This is a genomic window from Sphingomonas colocasiae, assembly GCF_019880585.1.
In the GTDB taxonomy this organism is placed as follows: Bacteria; Pseudomonadota; Alphaproteobacteria; order Sphingomonadales; family Sphingomonadaceae; genus Sphingobium_A; species Sphingobium_A colocasiae.
This window is the reverse complement of record NZ_JAINVV010000008.1, coordinates 303,882-327,945: the sequence shown is the minus strand read 5'-3', so window position 1 is coordinate 327,945 and position 24,064 is coordinate 303,882. Positions and strand designations below refer to the sequence as shown.

Annotated in this window: 24 protein-coding genes and 1 tRNA gene; 7 read left to right on the top strand and 18 right to left on the bottom strand. The window is 65.3% G+C overall.

Annotated elements, in window-relative coordinates:
* Nucleotides 1–59 precede the first annotated feature (59 nt).
* The 4 genes from sdhC (at nucleotide 60) to K7G82_RS17215 (ending at nucleotide 3,345) form a co-directional block, all read left to right on the top strand.
* Complete coding sequence (gene sdhC / locus K7G82_RS17230) at nucleotides 60–455, top strand: succinate dehydrogenase, cytochrome b556 subunit (RefSeq protein ID WP_222991147.1); 396 nt, start codon at nucleotides 60–62, stop codon at nucleotides 453–455.
* Nucleotides 455–844, top strand: coding sequence for a succinate dehydrogenase, hydrophobic membrane anchor protein (gene sdhD, locus K7G82_RS17225; protein ID WP_222991146.1), 390 nt, complete (start codon nucleotides 455–457; stop codon nucleotides 842–844). Before sdhC ends, sdhD begins: the two co-directional genes overlap by 1 nt.
* On the top strand, nucleotides 844–2,631 hold the full coding sequence (gene sdhA / locus K7G82_RS17220; RefSeq protein ID WP_222991145.1) for a succinate dehydrogenase flavoprotein subunit: 1,788 nt from the start codon (nucleotides 844–846) through the stop codon (nucleotides 2,629–2,631). The genes sdhD and sdhA overlap by 1 nt, the downstream gene beginning before the upstream one ends.
* A 165-nt stretch (nucleotides 2,632–2,796) precedes the next feature.
* Nucleotides 2,797–3,345: a glutathione peroxidase gene (locus tag K7G82_RS17215; protein WP_222991144.1), complete on the top strand. Its 549-nt coding sequence runs from the start codon at nucleotides 2,797–2,799 to the stop codon at nucleotides 3,343–3,345.
* Between the two features lie 144 nt (nucleotides 3,346–3,489).
* Here K7G82_RS17215 and K7G82_RS17210 read toward each other — a convergent pair whose 3' ends face one another.
* From K7G82_RS17210 to hspQ, 14 genes are all read right to left on the bottom strand, one after another.
* Entirely contained in the window at nucleotides 3,490–3,765 is a 276-nt protein-coding gene (locus K7G82_RS17210) for a formate dehydrogenase subunit delta (protein WP_343228596.1), read from the bottom strand.
* Complete coding sequence (fdhF, locus tag K7G82_RS17205; RefSeq protein ID WP_222991143.1) at nucleotides 3,762–6,608, bottom strand: formate dehydrogenase subunit alpha; 2,847 nt, start codon at nucleotides 6,606–6,608, stop codon at nucleotides 3,762–3,764. The genes K7G82_RS17210 and fdhF overlap by 4 nt, the downstream gene beginning before the upstream one ends.
* A complete protein-coding gene (mobA, locus tag K7G82_RS17200; RefSeq protein WP_222991142.1) occupies nucleotides 6,598–7,140 on the bottom strand; it encodes a molybdenum cofactor guanylyltransferase in 543 nt (180 codons plus the stop codon). Before mobA ends, fdhF begins: the two co-directional genes overlap by 11 nt.
* On the bottom strand, nucleotides 7,137–8,621 hold the full coding sequence (locus K7G82_RS17195) for a formate dehydrogenase beta subunit (protein ID WP_246623641.1): 1,485 nt from the start codon (nucleotides 8,619–8,621) through the stop codon (nucleotides 7,137–7,139). Before K7G82_RS17195 ends, mobA begins: the two co-directional genes overlap by 4 nt.
* A complete protein-coding gene (locus K7G82_RS17190; protein WP_222991140.1) occupies nucleotides 8,621–9,064 on the bottom strand; it encodes an NAD(P)H-dependent oxidoreductase subunit E in 444 nt (147 codons plus the stop codon). The genes K7G82_RS17195 and K7G82_RS17190 overlap by 1 nt, the downstream gene beginning before the upstream one ends.
* Nucleotides 9,065–9,131: 67 nt before the next feature.
* Nucleotides 9,132–10,040, bottom strand: a complete 909-nt coding sequence (locus K7G82_RS17185) for a LysR family transcriptional regulator (RefSeq protein WP_222991139.1) — start codon at nucleotides 10,038–10,040, stop codon at nucleotides 9,132–9,134.
* A 71-nt stretch (nucleotides 10,041–10,111) separates the two neighbouring features.
* Nucleotides 10,112–10,960 carry an S-formylglutathione hydrolase gene (gene fghA / locus K7G82_RS17180; RefSeq protein WP_222991138.1) on the bottom strand — a complete coding sequence of 283 codons (849 nt, stop codon included), beginning with the start codon at nucleotides 10,958–10,960 and terminating at the stop codon, nucleotides 10,112–10,114.
* 17 nt (nucleotides 10,961–10,977) lie between these two features.
* Nucleotides 10,978–11,361: a VOC family protein gene (locus K7G82_RS17175; RefSeq protein ID WP_222991137.1), complete on the bottom strand. Its 384-nt coding sequence runs from the start codon at nucleotides 11,359–11,361 to the stop codon at nucleotides 10,978–10,980.
* 28 nt (nucleotides 11,362–11,389) lie between these two features.
* Nucleotides 11,390–12,502 (bottom strand): S-(hydroxymethyl)glutathione dehydrogenase/class III alcohol dehydrogenase, encoded by a 1,113-nt coding sequence (locus K7G82_RS17170; protein WP_222991136.1) that lies wholly within the window; start codon nucleotides 12,500–12,502, stop codon nucleotides 11,390–11,392.
* Nucleotides 12,503–12,596: 94 nt separating this feature from the next.
* Entirely contained in the window at nucleotides 12,597–13,208 is a 612-nt protein-coding gene (gene eda / locus K7G82_RS17165) for a bifunctional 4-hydroxy-2-oxoglutarate aldolase/2-dehydro-3-deoxy-phosphogluconate aldolase (RefSeq protein WP_222991135.1), read from the bottom strand.
* A 132-nt stretch (nucleotides 13,209–13,340) separates the two neighbouring features.
* Nucleotides 13,341–15,158, bottom strand: coding sequence for a phosphogluconate dehydratase (gene edd / locus K7G82_RS17160; protein ID WP_222991134.1), 1,818 nt, complete (start codon nucleotides 15,156–15,158; stop codon nucleotides 13,341–13,343).
* Between the two features lie 13 nt (nucleotides 15,159–15,171).
* A complete protein-coding gene (pgl, locus tag K7G82_RS17155; protein WP_222991133.1) occupies nucleotides 15,172–15,876 on the bottom strand; it encodes a 6-phosphogluconolactonase in 705 nt (234 codons plus the stop codon).
* 39 nt (nucleotides 15,877–15,915) lie between these two features.
* Nucleotides 15,916–17,367 (bottom strand): glucose-6-phosphate dehydrogenase, encoded by a 1,452-nt coding sequence (gene zwf / locus K7G82_RS17150; protein ID WP_222991132.1) that lies wholly within the window; start codon nucleotides 17,365–17,367, stop codon nucleotides 15,916–15,918.
* A 75-nt stretch (nucleotides 17,368–17,442) separates the two neighbouring features.
* Nucleotides 17,443–17,823 (bottom strand): heat shock protein HspQ, encoded by a 381-nt coding sequence (hspQ, locus tag K7G82_RS17145; protein ID WP_246623640.1) that lies wholly within the window; start codon nucleotides 17,821–17,823, stop codon nucleotides 17,443–17,445.
* 121 nt (nucleotides 17,824–17,944) lie between these two features.
* Here hspQ and K7G82_RS17140 point away from each other — a divergent pair.
* A tRNA-Ser gene (locus tag K7G82_RS17140) sits at nucleotides 17,945–18,034 on the top strand.
* A 2,284-nt stretch (nucleotides 18,035–20,318) separates the two neighbouring features.
* Here the strand turns inward: K7G82_RS17140 and K7G82_RS17135 are convergent.
* Nucleotides 20,319–20,702 (bottom strand): hypothetical protein, encoded by a 384-nt coding sequence (locus tag K7G82_RS17135; RefSeq protein WP_222991131.1) that lies wholly within the window; start codon nucleotides 20,700–20,702, stop codon nucleotides 20,319–20,321.
* A gap of 3 nt (nucleotides 20,703–20,705) precedes the next feature.
* Here K7G82_RS17135 and K7G82_RS17130 point away from each other — a divergent pair, with 3 nt between their 5' ends.
* Nucleotides 20,706–20,933 carry a hypothetical protein gene (locus K7G82_RS17130; RefSeq protein WP_222991130.1) on the top strand — a complete coding sequence of 76 codons (228 nt, stop codon included), beginning with the start codon at nucleotides 20,706–20,708 and terminating at the stop codon, nucleotides 20,931–20,933.
* A gap of 24 nt (nucleotides 20,934–20,957) precedes the next feature.
* Here K7G82_RS17130 and K7G82_RS17125 read toward each other — a convergent pair whose 3' ends face one another.
* Genes K7G82_RS17125 through K7G82_RS17115 form a run of 3 tightly spaced genes read right to left on the bottom strand, consistent with a single transcriptional unit; the run spans nucleotide 20,958 to nucleotide 23,139 of the window.
* Nucleotides 20,958–21,239 carry a DUF3325 domain-containing protein gene (locus tag K7G82_RS17125; protein ID WP_222991129.1) on the bottom strand — a complete coding sequence of 94 codons (282 nt, stop codon included), beginning with the start codon at nucleotides 21,237–21,239 and terminating at the stop codon, nucleotides 20,958–20,960.
* Nucleotides 21,236–22,813 carry a PepSY-associated TM helix domain-containing protein gene (locus K7G82_RS17120; protein WP_222991128.1) on the bottom strand — a complete coding sequence of 526 codons (1,578 nt, stop codon included), beginning with the start codon at nucleotides 22,811–22,813 and terminating at the stop codon, nucleotides 21,236–21,238. The genes K7G82_RS17125 and K7G82_RS17120 overlap by 4 nt, the downstream gene beginning before the upstream one ends.
* A complete protein-coding gene (locus K7G82_RS17115; protein ID WP_246623639.1) occupies nucleotides 22,810–23,139 on the bottom strand; it encodes a hypothetical protein in 330 nt (109 codons plus the stop codon). Before K7G82_RS17115 ends, K7G82_RS17120 begins: the two co-directional genes overlap by 4 nt.
* A 172-nt stretch (nucleotides 23,140–23,311) precedes the next feature.
* Between K7G82_RS17115 and K7G82_RS17110 the strand changes: the two genes are divergently transcribed.
* Nucleotides 23,312–23,953 (top strand): DUF4198 domain-containing protein, encoded by a 642-nt coding sequence (locus tag K7G82_RS17110; protein WP_222991127.1) that lies wholly within the window; start codon nucleotides 23,312–23,314, stop codon nucleotides 23,951–23,953.
* The last annotated feature ends 111 nt before the right edge of the window (nucleotides 23,954–24,064 follow it).

The window sequence follows — 24,064 nt, the reverse complement described above, 5'->3', positions numbered from 1 at the left end:
GGCCATTGCGACTTGCAGGCGCAGGCCCTAACAGCGTCCCGGAATCCAAGGGGGATATGATGACTCGCAATCCCAAACGGCCGCTGTCGCCGCATCTGGGCATCTGGAGATGGGGGCCGGCCATGGCCGTTTCCATCCTGCACCGCGTGACGGGCAACGGCCTTGCCGTGGTTGGCGCGCTCGCCTTCGTGTGGTGGCTCGCCGCCGCCGCCAGCGGGCCGGAGGCCTATGAGACCTTCATGAGCTGGGCGACCTGGTGGCCCGGCTATGTCGTCGCGATCGGCCTGACCTGGGCGTTCTTCCAGCACCTGTTTTCGGGGTTGCGCCATTTCGTGCTCGATACCGGCGCCGGATACGAGCTCCAGTCGAACAAGCTGTGGTCGCTCGGCATTTTCGCCGCCGCGATCTTCGCCACGATCGGATTGTGGCTTATCATTCTCGGGAAGGGCCTCTGATGGGTAGCGGCACCGGAATCGGCCGCGTTCGCGGCCTTGGCTCGGCCAAGCACGGATCGCATCACTGGCTGATCCAGCGCATGACGGCGCTGGGCAACCTCGTCCTGCTCCTGTGGTTCATCTTCTCGCTCGTCCGCCTGCCCGGCTTCGACCACGGCACCGTGGTCGCCTGGCTGTCGAGCCCGCTCGCGGCGGTGCCGATGATGCTGCTGATCGTCAGCGTCTTCTGGCACCTGCGCATCGGCATGCAGGTGATGATCGAGGACTATGTCCATGACGATGCGCTGCGCGTGCTGAGCATCGTCCTTCTCAACTTCTACGCGATCGGCGGCGCCGCGCTCGGCGTTTTCTCCATTGCCCGCATCGCCTTCGGTGGAGCCCCCGCCTGATGACGCAAGCCTATAAGATCATCGATCACATGTACGACGCCGTGGTTGTCGGCGCCGGCGGTTCCGGCCTGCGCGCCACCATGGGCATCGCGGAAAAGGGGCTGAAGACGGCTTGCATCACCAAGCTGTTCCCGACGCGCTCGCACACCGTCGCGGCGCAGGGCGGCATCGCCGCCAGCCTCGGCAATATGGGCCCGGATCACTGGACCTGGCACATGTACGATACCGTCAAGGGATCGGACTGGCTGGGTGACCAGGACGCGATCGAATATATGGTGCGCGAAGCGCCGGCCGCGGTGATCGAGCTGGAACATGCGGGCGTGCCGTTCAGCCGCACCGAAGAGGGCAAGATCTACCAGCGCCCCTTTGGCGGCCATATGCAGAATATGGGCGCCGGCCCGCCGGTGCAGCGCACCTGCGCGGCGGCCGACCGTACCGGCCACGCCATGCTTCACGCGCTCTACCAGCAGAGCCTGAAGTACGATGCGGACTTCTTCATCGAATATTTCGCGCTAGACCTCATCATGGAAGGCGGCGAATGCAAGGGCGTGATCGCGCTCTGCATGGAAGACGGATCGATCCACCGTTTCCGCAGCCACGCGGTGGTGCTCGCCACCGGCGGTTCGGGGCGCACCTATTTCTCCGCGACCTCGGCGCATAGCTGCACCGGCGACGGCGGCGGCATGGTGCTGCGCGCCGGCCTGCCGCTGCAGGACATGGAGTTCGTCCAGTTCCACCCGACCGGCATCTACGGCGCTGGCGTGCTCATCACCGAGGGTGCGCGCGGCGAGGGCGGTTATCTGACCAATTCCGAAGGCGAGCGCTTCATGGAGCGCTATGCCCCCTCCGCCAAGGATCTCGCCAGTCGCGATGTCGTCGCGCGCTCGATGGCGATGGAAATGCGCGAGGGACGTGGCGTCGGCAAGAACGGGGATCATATCTTCCTGCATCTGGATCATATCGATCCGGCGGTGCTGGCGGAGCGCCTTCCCGGCATCACCGAGACCGGCAAGATCTTCGCGGGCGTCGATCTGACGCGCCAGCCGCTGCCCGTCACGCCGACCGTCCATTACAATATGGGCGGCATCCCCTGTAACTATCACGGCGAAGTGGTGACGCTGAAGGATGGCAATCCCGATTCCGTCGTCCCCGGCCTGTTCGCGGTCGGTGAAGCGGCGTGCGTCTCGGTCCATGGCGCCAACCGCCTCGGTTCCAACTCGCTGATCGATCTGGTGGTGTTCGGCCGCGCGACCGGCTTCCGCATCGCCGAGCTGATCAAGCCCAACAGTAAGCACGGCACGATCAACACCGAAGCCGACGACAAGGCGCTCGGCCGTCTCGACCGGTATCGCAACGCGGCCGGCGGCACGCCGACGGCGAAGATCCGCCTCGACATGCAGCACACGATGCAGAAGCATTGCGCGGTGTTCCGCGACACCGAATTGCTGCGCGAGGGCCAGGGCCTGATCGACAAGGTCTATGCCAATCTGCAGGACGTCGGCGTCACCGATCGTTCGCTGATCTGGAACACCGATCTCGTCGAGACGCTGGAGCTCGACAATATGCTGCCCCAGGCGGTGGTGACGATGCATTCGGCCGCCAACCGCAAGGAAAGCCGCGGCGCGCACATGCACGAGGATTATCCCGATCGCGACGACGCGAACTGGATGAAGCACACGATCAGCTGGTTCGAAAAGGGTGCGGTGACGCTCGATTCCCGCCCGGTCCACGAATATACGCTGACCGACGAGGTCGACTATATCAAACCCAAGGCACGGGTTTACTGATCGGATCGGGGCTCCTTCGGGAGCCCCTTTTCGTTGAGGCTTAGAGCGGGCTGCGCGAAATGTGAATCGCGCAGCCCGCTCTAGATAATTGTGATCGCACCGTTTTTGCGGAAAACCGGTTCCCACTTTTCCGCACGATGCTCTAGGCCATCCGAGGAGAAGGACATGACCGCGATTCAGGATATCGCACTGAAGACCATCACCGGCGCCGATGCGTCGCTGGGCGACTATGCGGGCAAGGTGGTGCTTGCGGTGAATGTCGCCTCGAAATGCGGGCTCACGCCGCAATATGAAGGGCTGGAGGCGCTTTACGCCCGATATCGCGACCAGGGGCTGGTGGTCGCCGGCTTTCCCGCCAATGATTTCGGCGCGCAGGAGCCGGGAAGCAACGACGAGATCGCCGAATTCTGCACGACCAATTTCGGCGTGGATTTCCCGATGTTCGAAAAGATCCAGGTGACGGGCGCCGACAAGCACCCGCTCTACGCCGCGCTGACCAATGCAGCGCCGACGGCGCTCGGCGATCCCGAGGCGTTCCGCGAACGGCTGCGCGGCTTCGGCATGACGCCCAATCCCGAGCCCGAAGTCCTCTGGAATTTCGAGAAGTTCCTGATCGGCCGCGACGGCACGGTCGTCGGCCGCTTCGCCCCGACCACCGCGCCCGACGATACGGCGCTGGTCGCGGCGATCGAGACTGAACTGGCGAAGGGATAGGATTTGATAGAGGGTTAAGCCCTATCCTGTCATTCCCGCGTATGCGGGAATCCAGCTTCTTCTTCTTCTTTCTGATGCTTCACGGAAAAGCTGGATTCCCGCGTGTGCGGGAATGACAAAGATGCTTGATCTGCGACGGCCGTACTACCCCGCGTCGGAGCCGCCGGTCTCATCCACGGCGTTGAACTCGGTCGCGCGGGTCTGGTGGCCCGGATCCACGCCTTGTTTCAGCATCTCGATCGCGGCGGCGGCGATCGGCGAGAGGCCGGCGCCGTCGGCGAAGACCTTCGCCTTCATCCGCGGATCCCAGAACATGCGGATATGGTCGGCGACCGCCGCCACCGCGTGATCATGCTGCATCGCGCCCAGATTCCGCGCGATCTGGTTGGCCATGTAGATCAGGCGCTCCTGTCCGTTCACTCCGCCGCCTCCAGCGGCGCGATCCGCCGCGAGCGTTCGGAGAGCGCCTCATAATCCTCCTGCCAGTCAGTGGGGCCGTTGGACGGCGTCACCTGAACCGCGGTCACCTTGTATTCGGGGCAATTGGTGGCCCAGTCCGAAAAGTCGGTGGTCACCACATTGGCCTGGGTCGCGGGATGGTGGAAGGTGGTGTAGACGACGCCCGGCGCGACGCGATCGGTGATCAGCGCGCGCAGCGTGGTTTCGCCCGATCGGCTGGCCAGGCGCACCCATTCGCCGTCCTTCAGCCCGCGATCCTCGGCATCGACCGGATGGATCTCCAGCCGGTCCTCGGGATGCCAGGCGGTGTTGGCGGTCCGCCGCGTCTGCGCGCCGACATTGTAATGGCTGAGGATGCGGCCCGTGGTCAGCAGCAGCGGGAAGCGCGGGCCGGTCTTTTCGTCGGTCGGCACATAATCGGTCACGACGAACTTGCCCTTGCCGCGCACGAAGCCGTCGATGTGCATCGTCGGCGTGCCCTGGGGCGCGGCTTCGTTGACCGGCCATTGCAGCGAGCCCGCTTCGTCGAGGCGGCGGAAGTTCACGCCCGCGAAGCTCGGGGTCAGCCGCGCGATCTCGTCCATGATCTCGCCGGGATGCGCGTAATTCCAGTCGAGCCCCATCGCGCGCGCCAGTTCCTGCGTCACTTCCCAATCGGCATAGCCGTTGAGCGGGGTCATCACCTTGCGGACCGGCTGGATGCGGCGCTCGGCATTGGTGAAGGTGCCGTCCTTCTCCAGGAAGGTCGATCCGGGCAGGAAGATATGCGCGTAATTGGCGGTTTCGTTGAGGAACAGATCCTGCACGATGACGCATTCCATCGCGGCGAGCCCGGCGGAGACATGGCGGGTATCGGGGTCGGACTGGAGGATGTCCTCGCCCTGGATATAGATGGCCTTGAAGCTGCCATCGACGGCGGCGTCGAGCATGTTGGGAATACGCAAGCCCGGCTCGGGATCGAGGTCGACGCCCCAGTCCTGCTCGAACAGCGCGCGCGTCGCGCCGTCGGAGATGTGGCGATAGCCCGACAATTCGTGCGGGAAGCTGCCCATGTCGCACGCGCCTTGCACGTTGTTCTGCCCGCGCAAGGGATTCACGCCCACGCCGGGCCGCCCGATATTGCCCGTCGCCATGGCGAGGTTGGCGATCGCCATCACCGTCGACGATCCCTGGCTGTGCTCGGTCACGCCCAGCCCATAATAGATCGCGCCGTTCCCGCCGGTGGCGTAGAGCCGCGCCGCCGCGCGCAGTTCCGCCGGATCGACCAGCGTGACGGGGGCCAGCGTCTCGGGGCTGTTGCGCTCGTGCGAGACGAATTCCGCCCAGTCGCGATATTCGTCCCAGTCGCAGCGTTCGCGGATAAAGGCCTCGTCGGCGAGCCCTTCGGTCACGACGACATGCGCCATGGCCGTCAGCACCGCGACATTGGTGCCGGGGCGCAGCGGCAGATGATGCGCCGCCTCGATATGCGGTGAGCGGACCAGATCGGTGCGGCGCGGATCGATCACGATCAGCTTCGCGCCCTCGCGCAGCCGCTTCTTCATCCGGCTGCCGAAAACGGGGTGCGCGTCGGTCGGGTTGGCGCCGATCACCAGCATCACGTCGGTGTGTTCGACACTGTCGAAATCCTGCGTGCCGGCGGAGGTGCCGAAGGTGGTCTTGAGCCCGTAGCCGGTCGGCGAATGGCAGACGCGCGCGCAGGTATCGACATTGTTGTTGCCGAAACCGGCGCGGATCAGCTTCTGGACGAGGAAGGTCTCCTCATTGGTGCAGCGGCTGGACGTGATGCCGCCGATCGATCGCTGGCCGTATTTCGCCTGGATGCGCTTCAGTTCGGACGCGGCATGGGCGAAGGCCTGCTCCCAGCTCACCTCCTGCCATGGCTGATCGATGCTCGCGCGGATCATCGGCCGGGTGATGCGCTCCTCATGCTGGGCATAGCCCCATGCGAAGCGGCCCTTGACGCAGCTATGGCCGCGATTGGCCTTGCCGTCCTTCCACGGCACCATGCGCACGAGCTGTTCGCCGCGCATCTCCGCGCGGAAGGTGCAGCCGACGCCGCAATAGGCGCAGGTGGTGACGACCGAACGCTCGGGCGTGCCGATCTCGATCAGCGACTTCTCGCTGAGCGTCGCGGTCGGGCAGGCCTGGACGCAGGCGCCGCACGAGACGCATTCGGACGAGAGGAAATCGTCGTCGGCGGTGCCCGCCGAGACCTTGGATCCGAAGCCGCGGCCCTGGATCGTCAGCGCGAAGGTGCCCTGCACCTCCTCGCAGGCGCGCACGCAGCGCGAGCAGACGATGCATTTCGAGGATTCGAAGTCGAAATAGGGATTGGAGCGGTCCTTAGCCTGGCCGAGATGGTTGGCGCCCTGATAGCCGTAGCGCACGTCGCGCAGCCCGACCGCGCCCGCCTGGTCCTGCAATTCGCAATCGCCGTTGGCGGCGCAGGTCAGGCAGTCGAGCGGGTGATCGGAGATATAGAGTTCCATCACGCCCTTGCGCAGCTTTTGCAGCCGGGGCGTCTGGGTGTGCACGGTCATGCCCGGCGCGACGGGGGTGGTGCAGGATGCCGGTGTACCGCGCGCGCCGTCGATCTCGACCAGGCACAACCGGCACGATCCGAACTGCTTGAGCGAATCGGTGGCGCACAGCTTGGGGATCGCGGTGCCGATCTCCGCCGCCGCGCGCATCACCGTGGTGCCGGCGGGTACGGTGACGGGACGGCCGTCGATGGTCAGCGTCACCTGCTCTTCGGATGACGAGGCGGGTGTGCCGAAATCGGGCTGGCGCTCATAACCCATGGGTCTTCTCCAGACGCGCGAGATCTTCGGGCGTGTTGATATTCGCGGGCGGGGTGTCGAGTTCCACCGCGCGCGCGCCGATCCGTTCGGCGAAGCCGCGAACCGAAAGCTTCGCGCCGCCATGGATCATGTCTTCCAGCGTTTCATGCGCCGTGGCGGGCCACAGGCCGATCACCGGCTGGCTGGCGACATAGGCGGGGGCGGGGCTCAGCCGGTCGATGATATCGCCGGGCAGGCCGATTCCGTCGACGCCGCAGCTCAGCACCTGATCGAAACCCCGGTCGATCGCATGCCGCATCGCGCCCGCCAGCCCGCCGAGCGGGCCAAGGCCGGGCCGGGGCCAGTCCGCGATCGATCGGGCGAGCTCCGACTCGCGGCCGATGATGACGACGGCATCGCAATGGGCGCCAAGCGCGCGGACGACATGCGCCAGCAACGGCTCCCCCGCGAGCGGCGCCAGCGCCTTGTCGCTGCCGAACCGGCTGGACCGGCCGCCGGCGACGATCGCGCCCAGGGTATGCGCGCGCGTCATTCGGCAGCGTCCTTCAGGCCGAAATCCTCTGGGAAATGATGGAGCGCGCTCAACACGGGATAGGGGGTGAAACCGCCCAGCGCGCACAGCGATCCGAACTTCATCGTCTCGCACAGTTCCTCGACAAGCGCGATATTGGCCAGCCTGTTCTCGTTCGCGACGATCCGGTCGATGGTTTCGATGCCGCGCGTCGATCCGATCCGGCAGGGCGTGCATTTGCCGCAGCTTTCCACCGCGCAGAACGCCATCGCGAAACGCGCCTGCGCCGCCATGTCCACCCGGTCGTCGAACACGGTCACGCCGCCATGGCCGATCAGCCCGTCGCGCGCCGCGAAGGCCTCGTAATCGAAGGGCGTGTCGAACAGCGCCGGCGGGAAATAGGCGCCGAGCGGCCCGCCCACCTGCACCGCGCGCACCGGCCGGCCGCTCTCGGTGCCGCCGCCGATCGCGTCGACAAGTTCGCCCAGCGTGATGCCGAAGGCGGTCTCGAACAGCCCGCCATGGCGGATATTGCCGGCAAGCTGGATCGGCATGGTCCCGCGCGAACGCCCCATGCCGTAATCGGCATAGGCCTGCGGCCCTTCGGCCAGCACAAAGGGTACGGCGGCGAGCGTGAGCACATTGTTGATGACGGTCGGGCGCCCGAACAGCCCCTGATGCGCCGGGAGCGGCGGCTTGGCGCGGACTTCGCCACGCTTGCCCTCCAGCGAATTGAGCAGCGATGTCTCCTCGCCGCAGACATAGGCGCCGGCGCCCGTGCGCACTTCGATCCTGAACGGCGCGACGATCGCGCGGCTCGCTGCCACGGCGGCTTCGAGCTTCGCGATCGCATGGGGATATTCGGAGCGGACATAGACGAAGCCGGTATCGGCGCCTGTCGCCAGCCCGGCGATCGCCATGCCCTCGATCAGCAGATAGGGATCGCCCTCGATCAGCATCCGATCGGCAAAGGTGCCGCTGTCGCCTTCATCGGCGTTGCAGACGATATATTTGCGGGCGCCCGGCGCATCGAGCACCGTCTTCCACTTGATGCCGGCGGGAAAACCCGCGCCGCCGCGCCCGCGCAGCCCCGATGCGGTGACGGTCTCGACGATCTGTTGCGGCGTCATCGCGCGGGCGGCTCTCAGGCCGGCCCAGCCGCCGGTCGCTTCATAATCGTCGAGCGACAATGGCCGCGTGCGGCCGGCGCGCGCGAAGGTCAGCCGCGTCTGGGCGGCGATAAAGGGATGGGCCGCGACGTCGCCGATCCGGATCGCGTCGCCGCGTCCGTCCAAGATGGCGGGCACGTCGGCGGGGGAGACCGGGCCATAGCCCGTGCGGGTGCCGTCCAGTTCGATCTCGACCAGCGGTTCCAGCCAGTGCATGCCCCAGCTCGATACCCGCACGATCTCCGCGTCGGGCGCGGCCTTGGCGAAGGCATTGGCCACCCGGTCAGCGCCGCAGGCGATGGCGAGCGCATCGTCGGAAATCAGGATCCGCATCACAGTGCCTCGATCAATGCGCCGAGCGATGCCTGGTCGAGCCGGGCATGGACGTCGTCGCCGAGCATCGCATTGGGGCCAACGCTGCACAGCCCCAGACAATAGACGGGTTCGATTGCCACGCGATCGCCGGCCCGCGATTGCGCCCATTCGGCCAGCGGCTCGGATCCGCGCGCCTGACAGGCTTCGGCGCGGCACAATTTGATCACCGGGCGCGGCTCGGGCCGGGTGCGGAAATCATGATAGAAGCTGACGACGCCGTGCACCTCGGCGCGGCTCAGGTTCAGCGCGTGCGCGACCGTGCGGATCGCGGTTTCGTCGATCCAGCCCCGATCGGCCTGGATGGCGTGGAGGATCGGCAGCAACGCGCCCTCACGATGGGCGTGGCGGCTGATGATCGCCCTGACATCCTCTTGCCCGGCTGCGTCGTTCGGCAGGTTCATGGACCAAGCGGTCACGCAAATCGCACAAAAGGTCAAATCGAGAGGCGTTATCCTTGATAGATATCCTCTATCGTCTGGCGCGCAGCGACGCCGTCAGTTCGATCGTCTCGGCGACCGCCAATGCCGCGCGTGCGAGCGGGGAAAGCGGCTCGCGGTCAAGCACGACCAGCCCGATGCTGTTGGGCGGCGCTGGATCGACAATTTCTATCACGCGCAACTCGGGATCGCCGGCGACGAACTCGGCATGACTGTCGGTGACGATGCTCGACAATCCGCCATGCGCCACCATCGACAGCAGCGCGACATAGGAATCGGCGGTGGCGACCGGCGTGATCGCGAGGCCGAGACGCGCCAGATGCGCGTCGAGGATGCGGCGGTTCTGCATGCCTTGGTGGAGCAGGCAGAGCGGGGTCGCGGCGACGTCGCGCCAGGTGACGGCGTCGCTGGTGCCGAGCGGCGAATCGGTGCGCGTCGCGAACATGTAGCGCTCCGAATAGAGCGGCACCGCGCGCACCTGCGCCGGCGGATCGTCGTGAAGATAGGTCAGGCCCGCCTCCAGCTCGTAATCGAGCAGCGCGCGCTCGATCTCGCGCGAGGTGAGCGACCGGATCGTCACCTGCAGCCGGGGGTGCTGGGCGCGCAGCGCGCGCATCAGATGGCCGATGCACGGCATGGCGGCCGGGATCGATCCGATACGCAATTCGCCGCGCAACGGCCCCGCCGGCGCGTCGATCGCGCGACGCAATCCTTCGTGATCGGCGAGAAGCTGGCGGGCGAAGGGCAGGATGGCATGCCCCTCCGGCGTCAGGTCGATGAAGCGCCGGTCGCGCACCACCAGCCTCTTGCCGAGCATTTCCTCGAGCGCGGCGATGCCGGCGGATAGCGTCGGCTGGGTGACATGGCAGGCTTCGGCCGCGCGCGCGAAATGCTTCTCGCGGGCGAGCGCGACGAAATAGTCGAGGAAGCGAAGCTGCATGGCTGGGCGTTAGACCAACAGCCACTCACTGTCATTCCCGCGCACGCGGGAATGACAGTGAAGAATGCGTCTTACTCCGCGAACAACCGCTCCGCATGCCAGCGGATATGATCGTCCATGAAGGTCGAGATGAAATAATAGCTGTGGTCATAGCCCGGCTGCATGCGCAGCGTGAGCGCGATCCCGGCGGTTTCGCAGGCCGCCTGCAGCAGTTCGGGTTTCAGCTGTTCGGCCAGGAAATTGTCCGCCGCGCCCTGATCGACCAGGATTTCGGCGACGCGCGCGCCGTCCTCGATCAGCGCGGTCGCGTCATGGGCGCGCCAGCCCGAGCGGTCTTCGCCCAGATAACCGCCGAGCGCCTTGTGCCCCCAGGGGCATTGGCCCGGCGCGCTGATCGGCGCGAAGGCGGAGACGCTGCGGAACCGTGCGGGCTGCTTGAGCGCGATGGTGAGCGCGCCATGCCCGCCCATCGAATGGCCGGTGATCGCCTGGCGATCCATGTCGGCAGGGAAATGCGCCGCGACGATTCCGGGCAGTTCCCGCGTCACATAGGAATACATGCGGTAATTGGCGCGCCACGGTTCGGCGGTGGCGTCGACATAGAAGCCGGCGCCCTTGCCGAAATCATAGCCTTCGTCGTCGGGCACGTCGTCGCCGCGCGGCGACGTGTCCGGACAGACGATGATGACGCCGAGTTCGGCCGCCACCCGGCGATATTCGCCCTTCTCCATGACATTGGCATGGGTGCAGGTGAGGCCGGAGAGATACCAGAGCACCGGCAGTTTCGCGCCGGGCGCTTCCGCCTGGGGGGGCAGGAAGACCGCGAAGGTCATGTCGGTGCCGGTTTCGGCGGACGCATGGCGGTAAACACCCTGCGTTCCGCCGAAGCTCTTGTTGGTTGAAACGGTTTCGAGCGTCATGGATCTGTCGGACCGGGTCAGGCGGCCGGGCGATGCAGGGCGCACAGCTTGTTGCCGGCGGGATCGCGCAGATAGGCGAGATAGAGCTTGCCGAAGCCGCCTTCGCGGAAGCCCGGCGGATCCTCGCACGCCACGCCGCCATTGGCGACGCCTGCCGCATGCCAGGCATCGGCCTGTTCGGGCGAGCTGGCGGCGAAGCCGATCGTGCCGCCATTGGCGTGGCACGCGGCCTGGCCGTCGATCGGCGCGGTCACCATGAAGATGCCGCCATTATTGGCATAGATCAGCCGACCATGATCGTCGACGCGCGCGGGCCTGCCGCCGAGCGCGCCGAAGGTCGCGTCATAAAAGGCCTTTGATTCGTCGAGGTCGTTCGAACCGACCATCACGTGCGAGAACATGGCAGCTTCTCCTTGTCGCTTCGCGGTTTCAGAACACGACGACCGAGCGAATGCTCTCGCCGGCATGCATCAGGTCGAAGCCCTTGTTGATCTCTTCGAGGCTGAGCACATGGGTGATCATCGGATCGATCTCGATCTTGCCGTTCATATACCAGTCGATGATCTTTGGCACGTCCGTCCGGCCCTTGGCGCCGCCGAACGCGGTGCCCTTCCAGACGCGGCCGGTGACGAGCTGGAACGGGCGCGTGGCGATCTCCTTGCCGGCTTCGGCGACGCCGATGATGATGCTTTCGCCCCAGCCGCGATGGCAGCATTCCAGCGCGGTGCGCATCACTTCGGTGTTGCCGGTGGCATCGAAGCTGTAATCCGCGCCGCCATCGGTGAGCTGGAGCACTTCGGCGATCACTTCGTCGCGGCTCTTGCCCTTGCCGTTGATGAAATGGGTCATGCCGAACTTGCGGCCCCATTCCTCGCGATCGGGATTGATATCGACGCCGACGATCACGTCCGCGCCCACCATCTTGGCGCCTTGGATCACGTTCAGGCCGATGCCGCCCAGGCCGAAGACCACGACCTTCTCGCCCACCTGCACCTTGGCGGTATTCACGACGGCGCCGACGCCGGTGGTGACGCCGCAGCCGACATAGCAGCTCGTCTTGAACGGCGCGTCCTCGCGGATCTTCGCCACCGCGATCTCGGGCAGCACGGTGAAGTTGGAGAAGGTCGAGCAGCCCATATAATGGAAGATCGGCTGGCCCTTGTAGCTGAAGCGCGTCGTGCCGTCGGGCATCAGGCCCTTGCCCTGCGTCGCGCGGATCGCGGTGCAGAGATTGGTCTTGCCGCTGAGGCATGATTTACACTGGCGGCATTCGGGCGTGTAGAGCGGGATGACATGGTCGCCGGGCACGACCGAGGTGACGCCGGCGCCCACCTCGCGGACGATGCCCGCGCCTTCATGGCCCAGGATCGAGGGGAAGATGCCCTCGCTGTCGAAGCCGTCGAGCGTATAGGCGTCGGTATGGCAGATACCCGTCGCCATGATCTCGACCAGCACTTCACCGGCCTTGGGGCCTTCCAGATCGACTTCGACGATCTCCAGCGGCTTCTTGGCTTCGAATGCGACGGCGGCGCGGGTCTTCATGGGCTTCCTCCCCAGGGAACAGGATTGTGGTCGGGCGTCTAAAGATGCCTATCAGAAGCGACAAGTATCATCGATAACGTCTATCTTTGATAGATCAGCCGAGCGATGCGGCCTTGGCTGCGGCGGCGGTGATCGCCGTCGTATCGGGTGTGCCCTTGCCGATCATCCAGCTCCCGCCGACGCAAAGCACCTGAGGGATCGCGAGCCAGTCCGGCGCGGTGTCCTGGGTGATGCCGCCGGTCGGGCAGAAACGGCAATCGGCGAACACCGAGGTCAGGCTCTTGAGCGCCGGGGTGCCGCCCGCCGCCATGGCCGGGAAGAATTTGAAATGGGTGAGGCCGAGATCGAGGCCGCGCATGATATCGCCGGCATTGGCGGTGCCGGGCAGGAAGGGAATGCCGCTCTCCACCGCGGCCTTGCCCAAAGGCTCGGTCAACCCCGGCGAGACGATGAATTCGGCGCCCGCATCGATGCTGGCGCGCAGGTTCTGCGGATTGAGCACGGTGCCGGCGCCCACGATCGCGCCGTCGACACGCTTCATCTCGCGGATCGCGTCGAGTGCGGCCGCTGTGCGCAGCGTGACTTCCAGCACCCTGAGCCCACCCGCGACCAGCGCCTCGGCGATCGGGCGGGCGTGGGCGACATCCTCGATCACAAGCACGGCGATTACGGGCGAGGTCCGCATGATGGTTTCGATGGGTTTCATGTCCGTTTTCCTATTCCCACACCCAATGTCATTCCCGCGAAAGCGGGAATCCAGGCGATGTCGATCATTGAGCTCTATGAATCTGGATTCCCGCGTTCGCGGGAATGACAGGAAGGATTGAGGGTACAGGACTCACAATCCCGCGAAGGTCAGCATCGCCGACGCGCCATGCTCGGCCTCGTCGGCGCCGCGGCGCATCAGTGCGAACAGCTCGCGGCCGGTACCCATCACCGGCGGGGGCGAGGCGGCCGGCACGCGCGACGCCCATTCGGCGTCGCTCACCAGCGCGGTCAGCTCGCCGCGCGTGGCGCAGACGCGCACGATGTCGCCATCGCGCAGCCGCGCCAGCGGGCCGTCGTTGAGCGCTTCGGGGGTGGCGTGGATCGCCGCCGGCACCTTGCCCGACGCGCCGGACATGCGTCCGTCGGTGACCAATGCGACGCGGAAACCCTTGTCCTGCAGCACGCCCAGCGATGGCGTCAGCTTGTGAAGCTCGGGCATGCCATTGGCGTGCGGCCCCTGGAAGCGGACGACCACGACGACGTCGCGTTCGAGCTCGCCGGCCTTGAACGCGGCGATCACCTGGTCCTGATCGGAGAAGACGCGCGCGGGCGCCTCGATTGTCCAGCGATCGGGTGTGACCGCGCTGGTCTTGATCATCGCGCGGCCGAGATTGCCGGTCAGCAGCCGCATGCCGCCATCGGGCATGAACGGCGCCGCGACCGGACGGAGCAGGCTGTCGTCGCGCGTCTCCGCGACGTCGCGCCAGGCCAGGGTTTCGCCGTCGAGCATCGGCTCCGCCGCATAGGCGTTCAGGTCCCCGTCCCACACCGTCATGATATCGCCGTGCAGCAGTCCCGCCGCGATCAGCTCGCGGATGACGAACGCCATGCCGCCCGCCGCGTGGAAATTGTTCACGTCGCCGGCGCCGTTGGGATAGACGCGCGCGATCAGCGGTACCGCCGCCGACAGGCGATCCATATCCTCCCAGTCGATCAGGATGCCGGCGGCGCGGGCGATCGCGGGCAGGTGGATGGCATGGTTGGTCGATCCGCCGGTCGCGAGCAGGCCGACGGCCGCGTTCACGATCGCGCGCTCATCGACGCACAGGCCGAGCGGGCGATAATCCTGCCCGTCCCAGCCGATCGCGGCGAGGCGGTGCACCGCGGCGCGTGTCAGTTCCTGGCGCAGCTTGGTGCCTGGATGGACGAAGGCGGCGCCGGGCACGTGCAGGCCCATCACCTCCATCATCATCTGGTTCGAATTGGCGGTGCCGTAGAATGTGCAGGTGCCCGCGCCATGATAGCTGGCGGCCTCCGCCTCCAGCAGCTCGTCGCGCGATGCCTTGCCTTCGGCATAGAGCTGGCGGACGCGCTGCTTTTCCTTATTGGCAAGGCCGGACGGCATCGGCCCCGCCGGGATCAGGATGGTCGGCAGATGGCCGAAGCGCAAGGCGCCGATCAGCAGGCCGGGCACGATCTTGTCGCAGATGCCGAGCAAAGCCGCGCTTTCGAACATGCCGTGGCTGAGCGCGATCGCGGTGCCCATGGCGATGGTGTCGCGGCTGAACAGCGACAATTCCATGCCGACCTGGCCCTGGGTGACGCCGTCGCACATCGCGGGCACGCCGCCGGCCACCTGCGCCGTGGCGCCCGCCTCGCGCGCGAACACCTTCATCTGTTCCGGGTATCGGCCATAGGGCTGATGGGCGGAAAGCATGTCGTTATAGGCGGTGACGATGCCGATGTTCATCGCCTTGCCGCTGCGGATCGCGGCCTTGTCGTCGCCCGCCGCGGCGAAGCCGTGGGCGAGATTGCCACACGACAGTCGGGGCCGGTCGATGCCGGTCTCGCGTTCGCGCGCGATCAGGTCGAGATAGGCGTCGCGCCCCGCTCTCGACCGTTCGATCACCCGATCGGTGACGGCGGCGATTTCGGGGTGCAGGGTCATGCGCGGTCCCTTCTCAATCGGTCAGCCAGTGGATGTCGATCGGCTGCTCGTAATCGGCAAGCACGCGGCCGATCGGCACGCTGGAACTCGGGCCGTCGGCGATTGCGCGCTCCAGCACCTTCTGCTTTTCCGCGCCCTTGATCGCGATGGTCAGCGTACGCGCCGAAAGGATCGCGGCGCGGGTCAGCGTCACGCGCGGCACCGGCGCCTCGGCGGGCAGCGGATCGGGCAGCACGCCCACCGCGCGGCGGGCCTTGGGTCCGTTCAGCGCCTCGTCGAGATCGGGGCCGGGAAAGATCGAGGCGGTATGCCCGTCGGTGCCGATGCCCAGCCAGACCAGATCGGGCGGCCAGTGCAGTTCCTGCAGCCGCGCATCGGCGGCATTGCCCGCCAGCTTGTGATCCTTGTTCTCCGTGGCGATCGGCAGCACGCGCGCGCCCAGCGGAATGAAGACCTTGGCGATGCCGGCGACATTGCTCAGCGGATCGTTGACCGCGACCAGCCGGTCGTCGGTCGGGATGATCGTGACATTCTTCCATTTGAGCTTGGCCTTGGCCAGCTTGGCGAAGATCGGGCCGGGCGTGGCGCCGCCGGGAAACGCGACCAGCGCCTGGCCGCGCGCGTCCAGCGCCTGTTCGATGATGAAGCCGATATCGCCGGCAACGGCGTCGGCCCATTCATCCTCGTCCTCATAATCCCAGAATTCGGCTTCGATCATGCCCGGTCCTCAATCACGCTAAAAACAATGATGCCAAGATCAGTCGTGCCACGTCACGCCATCGCGTTCGGTCAGCGCGATCGCGAGCGACGGGCCCCAGCTTCCCGCGCCATAGGGCTTGGGCTTCATGCCGTTCTTCGCCCAGCCCGCGCGGATGGCGTCGATCCAGTCCCATTGCGCTTCCACCTCGTCGCGGCGGACGAACAGGGTCGGATCACCCTCGATCAGGTCGAGCAGCAGCCGTTCATAGGCGATGCGCCGGCGCGTGCCGGCAAAGGCATGGGTGAGCGACAGGTCCAGCGGCACTTCGCGCAGGTGGATGCCGTCGCGGTCGAGCCCTGGTTCCTTCGCCATCACCAGCAGGCGGATATATTCCTCGGGTTGCAGGCGGATGACGAGCTTGTTCGCCTTCAGCTTGCCGCCGCGCTTGGCGAAGATCGAATGCGGCACGCATTTGAACTGGATGAAGATTTCGGACTGGCGCGTGGGCAGCCTTTTGCCGGTGCGCAGATAGAAAGGCACGCCCTGCCAGCGCCAATTGTCGACATGCGCCTTGATGGCGACAAAGGTTTCGGTGTCGGACGATTTGCCGAGTTCGTCGGCATAGCCGGGCACTGCCTCGCCCTTGCTCGCGCCCGCGCCATATTGGCCCGTCACGGTGTGGCTCGGCGCGGTTTCGGCATCGATGCGGCGCAGCGAACGCAGCACCTTCACCTTCTCGTCGCGGATCGCGGTGGCGTCGAAGCTCGCCGGCGGCTCCATCGCGACAAGTGCCAGAAGCTGGAGCATATGGTTCTGCACCATGTCCCTCAGCGCGCCGGTATCGTCGTAGAAACCGACCCGCCCTTCCAGGCCGACGGTTTCGGATACGGTGATCTGGACATGGTCGATGCCGTTGGCATTCCACAACGGCTCGAACATCGAATTGGCGAAGCGCAGCGCCAGCAGGTTCTGGACGGTTTCCTTGCCCAGATAATGGTCGATGCGGAACGTCCGGTCCTCGGGGAAGGCGGCGGCCACCGCGTCGTTGATCTCGCGCGAGCTGGCGAGATCGGTGCCCAGCGGCTTTTCCAGCCCGATGCGGACATTGTCGCCCGCCAGCCCGGCCGATTTGAGCCCGGCGATGGTCGGCTCGAACAGGAAGGGCGCGGTCGAGAGGAAGATGGCAAGGCCCCTGGAGGTGTCGCCCACCTTCTCGGCGAGCGCCGGAAAACCTTCAGAGCTGGACGCATCGAGCGGCTGGTAGAACAGCCGCTCGATGAAACCGGCGATCGCCGTCTCGTCCTTGCGGTCCGCGGGCAGGAATTCGTCGAGCGCCTTGCGCGCGAAATCGCGATAGCCGGCATCGTCGAGCACGCTGCGCGCGGTGCCGACGATGCGGAGATGATCCGCCACCAGCCCGTCGGCATGAAGCGCGTAGAGCGAGGGCAGCAACATGCGCCGCGCGAGATCGCCGGTCGCGCCGAACAGCAGAAGCGTTTCGAAAGGCATGCAAGGGCTCATGCCCCCGGTTTCCACCGGGGGTCAACCATGGTTGCGCCTGTGTCGAAAATTTAAGCCGAGCCGCTAGTGTCGGTGTTCCCGGCGCAGGCGATAGCGGCCATCGGCATAGCCATCGAAAATGCCCGCGATGGCGGGGTGGTCCACCGGCTCCTCGCTCTCGTCGCTCACCAGATTCTGCTGGCTGACATAGGCGATGTAGCTGCTCTCCGCATTCTCGGCGAGCAGATGATAAAAGGGCTGGTCCTTGCGCGGGCGGACATCCTCGGGAATCGCCTCGTACCATTCCTCGGTATTGGCGAAGACGGGATCGATATCGAAGATCACGCCACGGAAATCGAACAGCCGGTGCTTCACCACATCGCCGATCGAAAAACGCGCATGGCTGACGGGCGGCATCGACAGCGGCGGTGTGCCATTGGCCGAAGCGGAACTGGGTACGGTCATGATCTTAATCTAGGGTCGTTTTCGACATCCGCAACCCGGCGCTTGTCAGATCGAAATGCCTGCGCTAAGGCCCGCCCCTCATTCGACCGGCCGCACCCGTCCGGGTGCCCCGTTCCTCTGCGGAGAGGTGGCTGAGAGGTCGAAAGCACCGCACTCGAAATGCGGCGTGCCGGCAACGGTACCGTGGGTTCGAATCCCACCCTCTCCGCCAAAACTTGTTGAAAAATAAAGAGATTATCCCGAAAGGGGTTCTGTCGCCTAACTGCGAGCCTAATTCATGCAAATTTGTTGATCACTTCTTTTTCGCTCGCGTTGCTGAGCAATCCGAATCTCTACAAGAAGCGCGTACGCGGCCGTTGGGACCAACGGCGCCATGAGGACATTCTCGGACAACTCAAGGCAGGCGGCGTTATCTGGCGCGAAGTGCGCGCCGGTCCCGCTGGCGAGCGTCCGGGCGCGCGTGTCGGGGTATGGCGAGAGGACGAGCGTGAAGCGGGGTAGTGGCGCATGCGGCAAGAATGCCGCGAATATGTTGACCGCACCGTCAAGTAGTGCAATACACAATGTAACGCTCAAGAGCGGGAAGAATGATGTTACGGACTGTTTGAGCTTGGAATCTCAAGCAGTGGCTACCCAGAAATATCATTCGGCCCGCTCTTGCGTTGCCAGCTTTGGAGGCTGGCCCCGGCGCGTCGTGCCTTTCCATCTATCCCCAATCCACCAAAGTAGCCAAGAGTTATTTTCAGGTTGGTAGTTTGACGAAAATCGCACTTGATCGCCGACTCGGATGCTTGGGCCGCTTCTCACTCAGAGCGCCGTGTTGACGGAGGGTTCCTGAGTGGCGGGCCAGTCCCGTTTTACTGCCGGCCTGCCATCTTCAGTTCACGCCGAACGTCATCGACTGCTGGCGTGAGCGGGTCGCGATCGGCGGTGCGCAAAGCCTCAAACGAGACGAGGCGCGTCCGCCGAAGCTCGCCATGAAATCCCGCGACCATGACCGCGCCACAGTAAGCGGCCGCGTGGTCGGGCTCTATTATAGATTGAATAGGCCCTCGACTCGATTGCTCGATTTATTCAGCTTGGGATGGGGGAGCGAACTCTAAAACTGATAGTGCTTGCTGGCGCTGGGCTATTGCTCCGATCTGCGACGGCGGCGAATTGCTGGACCGGGCCGAACCGGGCAAAGCGGATGCTGATCGCAACTCGGGAGTGTCTGTGTCTGCATGTCAAGCGGCAGAAAGAAGTGCTGCGACGGGACGGCAAGTCCGACGTGCGTTTGTTGAGGCTTGGCGGATACGTGGCGGATCAAGCCCGCTCAAATTTTTCGAGCACTGCCTAATTTGCTTAGGGTCTAGGGAATCTCGCAATTTCCTGCTCTTGCTTGCGCGACGTGATATCGAGCTATCGACACAATCGAGCTGTTTATGTCGGAGCTGAGCGCATTCCGCTCGTGAGCGGGAGCGCGATTTATCTGATCGGCAACCGCATCTGCACACGCGGTAACGGCGGCCTGAGCAATGACGAGCGAGTCGTCGCTGGCGCCGGCTAGACGATACGCCCAACGGTGAACGCACCCGAACCAGTCGCCGGAAGCGGGCGCAGGTGGCGTCAGGTAGATTCGATCGTTGGGCTTGTCGGGTTTGCAGCCGCTCAAGCTCAGAACCACTATGGCTTGGACGAGCGGTTTTAATCATTCGTCGTTTTCACGAATGGGCACTCGTCTCGGCCTAGAAACCCGCCTTCTGCATACCAAAAGACCTGAAGTTTGACGCTTCGTCCTGTCCAATAACGACATACCAGAGAGGCTTGCTTGCTAGCCCCGAGGTTTCCCCACTCGCCGGCGTAGTAGTTTTCGCCGGGTTGAACGATTCGCTCGTAAATGAGGATTCGTCTCCCCGAAATGAGTAATGTCGCGCTGCCGACGATCAATGTTGCCACAATGCCGATGAAGGTCATTTTTGCTATCGATCCGAAATTCACGGTCTCACACCTCCCACATTGGCGCAATTCCTAAGCGATTATGAAGTCGTCGGCCAGACAAGGCGAATTACGCACTTGGCTGTTATGCTGCGCCTAGCAGCGCTTTCCTGGCCAATACCCGTCCCACCGCGCCGCATATCCATCGCGGACCATCGCGCATGACAGATCGACACGGCTCGTCGAGCACCAAGCGGCTGTGCGGTCGCCCTTGCCCGATCCGACGGGCTGGCATGTCAGGCGCGGGCCGTTGACGAGGATGTGACCTTCGCGCGCGCGTCCGCGCGACCCGCCCAGCAATTTGACGAGATGGTCCCGCACGTCCTCGCCGTTGGCCGCCGGGCAAGGATGGCCGGGCTTGCACTCACCATCAATTTCCCGTGCGGCGATGCCGGCCAGGCGGATCTTCGGCCCCTCCGCGCACCATATCGGCCCGTCGCCGTCCTATACTCGCGTGGGGGTGCATTGGAATGTGGAGCCGGTCGCAACGACCGCGGCGAAGATGGCGAGCATCTGCGTTATTTGGCCATCCACCTATGAGGCCCTAGCATTGCTCCGGCGCTGCGCAATGCTTCGCTGGAAGCTTTGTTCTCGTTGACCATGCGCTCATCAGACCTTTCGGGCTGGCCAGGTGCTGGAGGGTAATACGCGGTGACCGGCGTATACGTTGTCCCGCAGGCGGGGCATTTTGCATGATTGAATCGGCCGTCTCGTACCAACTGTATCATGCGTGAATCGAGGCTCTCACATCTCGGGCGGAACGGATAACCAACCTTGTGTCCGCTCTCGTCCACCCGATACAAATAGTCGTTTTCCGCGCGAACGAGATTCTCTTTGGTGTTAAACGACGCTTTCAATCGTTCAATCTCGGCTGCCTGCGCTGCCAGCTCTTCCAGGCCCATGTCGTGGGATCGAACATCGTCCTGACATCGGCGGACGCGACAATCGCGATCCCGATCGGCGTGAACCCGACGACGCTCGACTTCGCCGGAACCACGCTCGATCTGCGCTACGACACTGTGGTTCGCGCGGTCAGGATCGGCGACCAGTCGATCACCGCCACCAGCCTGGAAACCGCCGATCCGATCGATGCATCGGCAGCACTCATGCTGGCCGCGCAGGGCTTCGTGTAGGCGCGGTGCCCGGTCTCGCGTGGATCACCGCTTCGCCCGCGAGGACCATGCACTGAGCAGCGCGATGATCGGCGCGGCGCCCAGCGTGAGCAGGCCGAACCACAGCACGGCGCCATAGCCCCAGCCCAGGGCCGCGATGGCGGTGGCCAGGCCGAGCGCGATCGCAGCGAAGCCGGTTAGCCTGAGCCTGCGCGACGCGGAATCGGAAAGCCGCCGGCCGAGGATATCGCGCTGGTGGCGGTCCATGGCGAGGCACAGGCAGGCGAAGCCCAGCCACGCCGTCGCGGCGGACAGAATGCCGATCATGCCACGGCCTCCCGCTTCGCCGCGGGGGCGGGCCGGGCGCGTTGCTTCGGCTCCGCGCGCTTCCGCGCGGCCTTGCGTGCGGCCAGCGCGAAGAGGGCGGCGCAGATCAGCATCGCCGCGTCGAAGCCGATGAACAGCAGGTCGCCATGGATCAGGCTGTGCACGATCCCGCGTTCGGTGGTCATCAGATTGACGATCGGCACCGCCGCGAAGAGCAGCGCGCCAGCACCCAGTATCTCGATCCAGCCGCGCCGCGCCGTGCGCAGGACCGCCCAGGCCGCGAACGCCGCCCAGAGCATGAACATGGCATGCACTTCCCAATCGGCTCGGCCCTCCATGCGCAGCGGCAGCAGGCGATTGGCGAGGAAATAGCCGGCGAGGCTGGCAGGGAAACCCGCCACCGTCGCGACGTTCAGCTTCTCGACGATGCGGAAACCAAGATGCGGCCGCATTGGATCGGGCAGTTTCTGGCGCCGCTTGACCGTCCACAGCACCAGGCCGGTGCCCACCATCGCGATGCCGCCAAGGCCGGAGAGGAAATAGAGCCAGCGCAGGCCGATATGCGCATAGCGCCCGGCATGAAGGCCGATCATCGTGCTTTCGGTGAGCGCCGCGCCGCCGAGGCCGGCGGAGACCGGCGTGATCGGCGCGCCGGTGACGCCGTTGAATTCCAGTGTCTCGCCGCGTGACGCGATCGAGGCTTCGGAGGCGCGCGTCAGCGATATGCGCGCCGATGCGTCGCCCGGATTGGCGATCCGGATCGATCCGACCGGTGCGCCGTTCCATGCGGTGCGCGCGGCCGCCATCATCGGGGCGATCGGCGCGAGCGGGGCGGGGCGATCCAGCCGTTCCACCTCCTCGCGCGACGGGAAGCGTGCCTCGAAGAAGCTGTCGCTCGATTGATAGGTCGCCGCGATCCCCCAGGGCATATAGAGCGTCGCGAGCGTGACCAGCCCGGTATAGGTGATCATCAGGTGGAAGGGCAGCGCGAGCACGGCGGTCACGTTGTGCGCGTCGAGCCAGCTTCGCTGCCCCTTGCCGAAGCGCAGCATGAAGAAATCGGCGAAGATCTTCTTGTGGGTGATCACGCCCGAGACGATGGCGACAAGCATGAACATCGCGGCGAGGCCGACCAGATAGCGCGCCCAGATCACGGGCATGTAGTGAAGGTCGAAATGGAAGCGGTAGAGGAAGAAGCCGCCGCGCGTGTCGCGCGCCTCCACCTTGCTGCCCTCGCTATCGAGCTGCGCGCTGGTGTCGCGGCGGCGGCGCCGCTTCTCGCCGCCGTCATCGGCCGGCTGCCAGAAGACATTGGTGGTCTGGGTGCGGCGGCCCGGCGGTGAGATGAACCAGCTTTTCGCATCGGGCGCGGTCCGCTCGAGATAGCGGAGTGCCCCCTCCACGGCTTGTTCCGGCGCGGCGCGGCCCTTCAGTTCGGGCTGCATCCAGCGCGTGATCTCTTCGTTGAAATAGGCGGCGGTGCCCGTCACGAACATGGTGAAGAGCAGCCAACCGAACAACAGGCCCGACCAGGTGTGCAGCCACGACATGGATTGACGCAGCGACGCCTTCACAGCCGGCCCTCCAGGAGGATCGAAATCCAGAGCGGCCCCGCCATCGCCGCCGCGGAGAGCGCCATCAGCAATGCCGCGCGGCCCGGATGCTGTGCATGGAAGATCCAGACGATCAGCGCCGCATAGATGCCGAAGGATGCCAGCGTGGCGGCGATCGTCGCCTCAAGCGCGGGCAGCGGCAGGAAGCGCGCGAGGGATGCGGTCGCCAGCGCCGTCCAGCCATAGCCGAGGGGGATCGCGAGCAGCAGTCGCAGCGCGACATGCCAGCGTGGCGGTTCCGCGCTTCGCGCGGCTGGCGCGGCCTTGCGCGGGGCATGTGTCTGCATCGTCCGAATCTCCCGTTCGATCCGGCCTTATTCGCTAATGATAGTGACTCGCAATAGTTCTCTTCGTAAGGACCGCGGATCGATTCGAAAAAGGAGCGATGGCGCCCAGGCGATTATCGCACAGGCGCGGCGCTCCATGGCGCTGTCGAAGTTCAGCAAGAAGGAGATGATCATGAAGACCCGTTTGTGGCTGGCGGCGGTCGCCGCGCTGTCGTCGATGCCGGCATCGGCGCATGAGGTGTGGGTGGAGCGCGACGGTGACGGCCCCGCGCGTATCTATCTGGGCGAACCCGCCGAGCCTGTGCCCGCGACCGGCGATCCCGAATTCCATCGCCTGCGTGCGCCGGTCGTGCTGGCCGACGGATCGCGTGAGCCCGTCGCGCTCGATCGCAGGGCCGATCATATCGAGGCGGCGGTCACCGCGCCCGGCGACGTCCGTGTGCGCGACGATGCCGTGTTCGATCCCTGGGACGGCAAACAGGGCAAGCAGGGCGCGATCTTCTATGCGCGCGCCGGCCGTGCCGAGACGCATGCCGCGCTCGATCTGGAGATCGTGCCGGTTGAAGCGCATGGCGATACGCTGGCGGTGATCTTCCGGGGCAAGCCGGTGCCCGATATTTCGGTCAACGTCATCGCGCCCGATCGCGCGCAGCGCGAGCTCAAGAGCGATGCGCAGGGCCGGATCACCGTGCCCGCGCTGGGGGCCGGCCGCTACATATTGGCCGCGTCGCATCAGGAGAATGGCGCTGCCCGGATCGCCGGCAAGGATATGGCGTCGATCGTCCATGTCTCCACGCTCAGCTTCACACGCTGATTGAAGGATGTGCGGGGGCGTCGGCAAAGCCCCCCGCATGCCGGTCTGCGCATTTCACCAAATTGCTTCAGCGCACTTGCTAATGAATATGATTCGCAATATCGACGCCCG

Bases quoted from the DNA above. Each gene is read 5' to 3' on its own strand.
- K7G82_RS17170 (WP_222991136.1), bottom strand. From the start codon at position 12,502: ATGAAGACCCGCGCCGCCGTCGCATTCGAAGCCAAGAAGCCGCTGGAG.
- K7G82_RS17195 (WP_246623641.1), bottom strand. From the start codon at position 8,621: ATGCGGATCCTGATTTCCGACGATGCGCTCGCCATCGCCTGCGGCGCT.
- eda (WP_222991135.1), bottom strand. From the start codon at position 13,208: ATGAAACCCATCGAAACCATCATGCGGACCTCGCCCGTAATCGCCGTG.
- K7G82_RS17110 (WP_222991127.1), top strand. From the start codon at position 23,312: ATGAAGACCCGTTTGTGGCTGGCGGCGGTCGCCGCGCTGTCGTCGATG.
- sdhC (WP_222991147.1), top strand. From the start codon at position 60: ATGACTCGCAATCCCAAACGGCCGCTGTCGCCGCATCTGGGCATCTGG.
- K7G82_RS17135 (WP_222991131.1), bottom strand. From the start codon at position 20,702: ATGGGCCTGGAAGAGCTGGCAGCGCAGGCAGCCGAGATTGAACGATTG.
- sdhD (WP_222991146.1), top strand. From the start codon at position 455: ATGGGTAGCGGCACCGGAATCGGCCGCGTTCGCGGCCTTGGCTCGGCC.
- K7G82_RS17215 (WP_222991144.1), top strand. From the start codon at position 2,797: ATGACCGCGATTCAGGATATCGCACTGAAGACCATCACCGGCGCCGAT.
- pgl (WP_222991133.1), bottom strand. From the start codon at position 15,876: ATGATCGAAGCCGAATTCTGGGATTATGAGGACGAGGATGAATGGGCC.
- fdhF (WP_222991143.1), bottom strand. From the start codon at position 6,608: ATGGGTTATGAGCGCCAGCCCGATTTCGGCACACCCGCCTCGTCATCC.
- zwf (WP_222991132.1), bottom strand. From the start codon at position 17,367: ATGCCTTTCGAAACGCTTCTGCTGTTCGGCGCGACCGGCGATCTCGCG.
- fghA (WP_222991138.1), bottom strand. From the start codon at position 10,960: ATGACGCTCGAAACCGTTTCAACCAACAAGAGCTTCGGCGGAACGCAG.
- K7G82_RS17125 (WP_222991129.1), bottom strand. From the start codon at position 21,239: ATGATCGGCATTCTGTCCGCCGCGACGGCGTGGCTGGGCTTCGCCTGC.
- hspQ (WP_246623640.1), bottom strand. From the start codon at position 17,823: ATGACCGTACCCAGTTCCGCTTCGGCCAATGGCACACCGCCGCTGTCG.
- edd (WP_222991134.1), bottom strand. From the start codon at position 15,158: ATGACCCTGCACCCCGAAATCGCCGCCGTCACCGATCGGGTGATCGAA.
- K7G82_RS17190 (WP_222991140.1), bottom strand. From the start codon at position 9,064: ATGAACCTGCCGAACGACGCAGCCGGGCAAGAGGATGTCAGGGCGATC.
- mobA (WP_222991142.1), bottom strand. From the start codon at position 7,140: ATGACGCGCGCGCATACCCTGGGCGCGATCGTCGCCGGCGGCCGGTCC.
- K7G82_RS17185 (WP_222991139.1), bottom strand. From the start codon at position 10,040: ATGCAGCTTCGCTTCCTCGACTATTTCGTCGCGCTCGCCCGCGAGAAG.
- K7G82_RS17115 (WP_246623639.1), bottom strand. From the start codon at position 23,139: ATGCAGACACATGCCCCGCGCAAGGCCGCGCCAGCCGCGCGAAGCGCG.
- K7G82_RS17175 (WP_222991137.1), bottom strand. From the start codon at position 11,361: ATGTTCTCGCACGTGATGGTCGGTTCGAACGACCTCGACGAATCAAAG.
- sdhA (WP_222991145.1), top strand. From the start codon at position 844: ATGACGCAAGCCTATAAGATCATCGATCACATGTACGACGCCGTGGTT.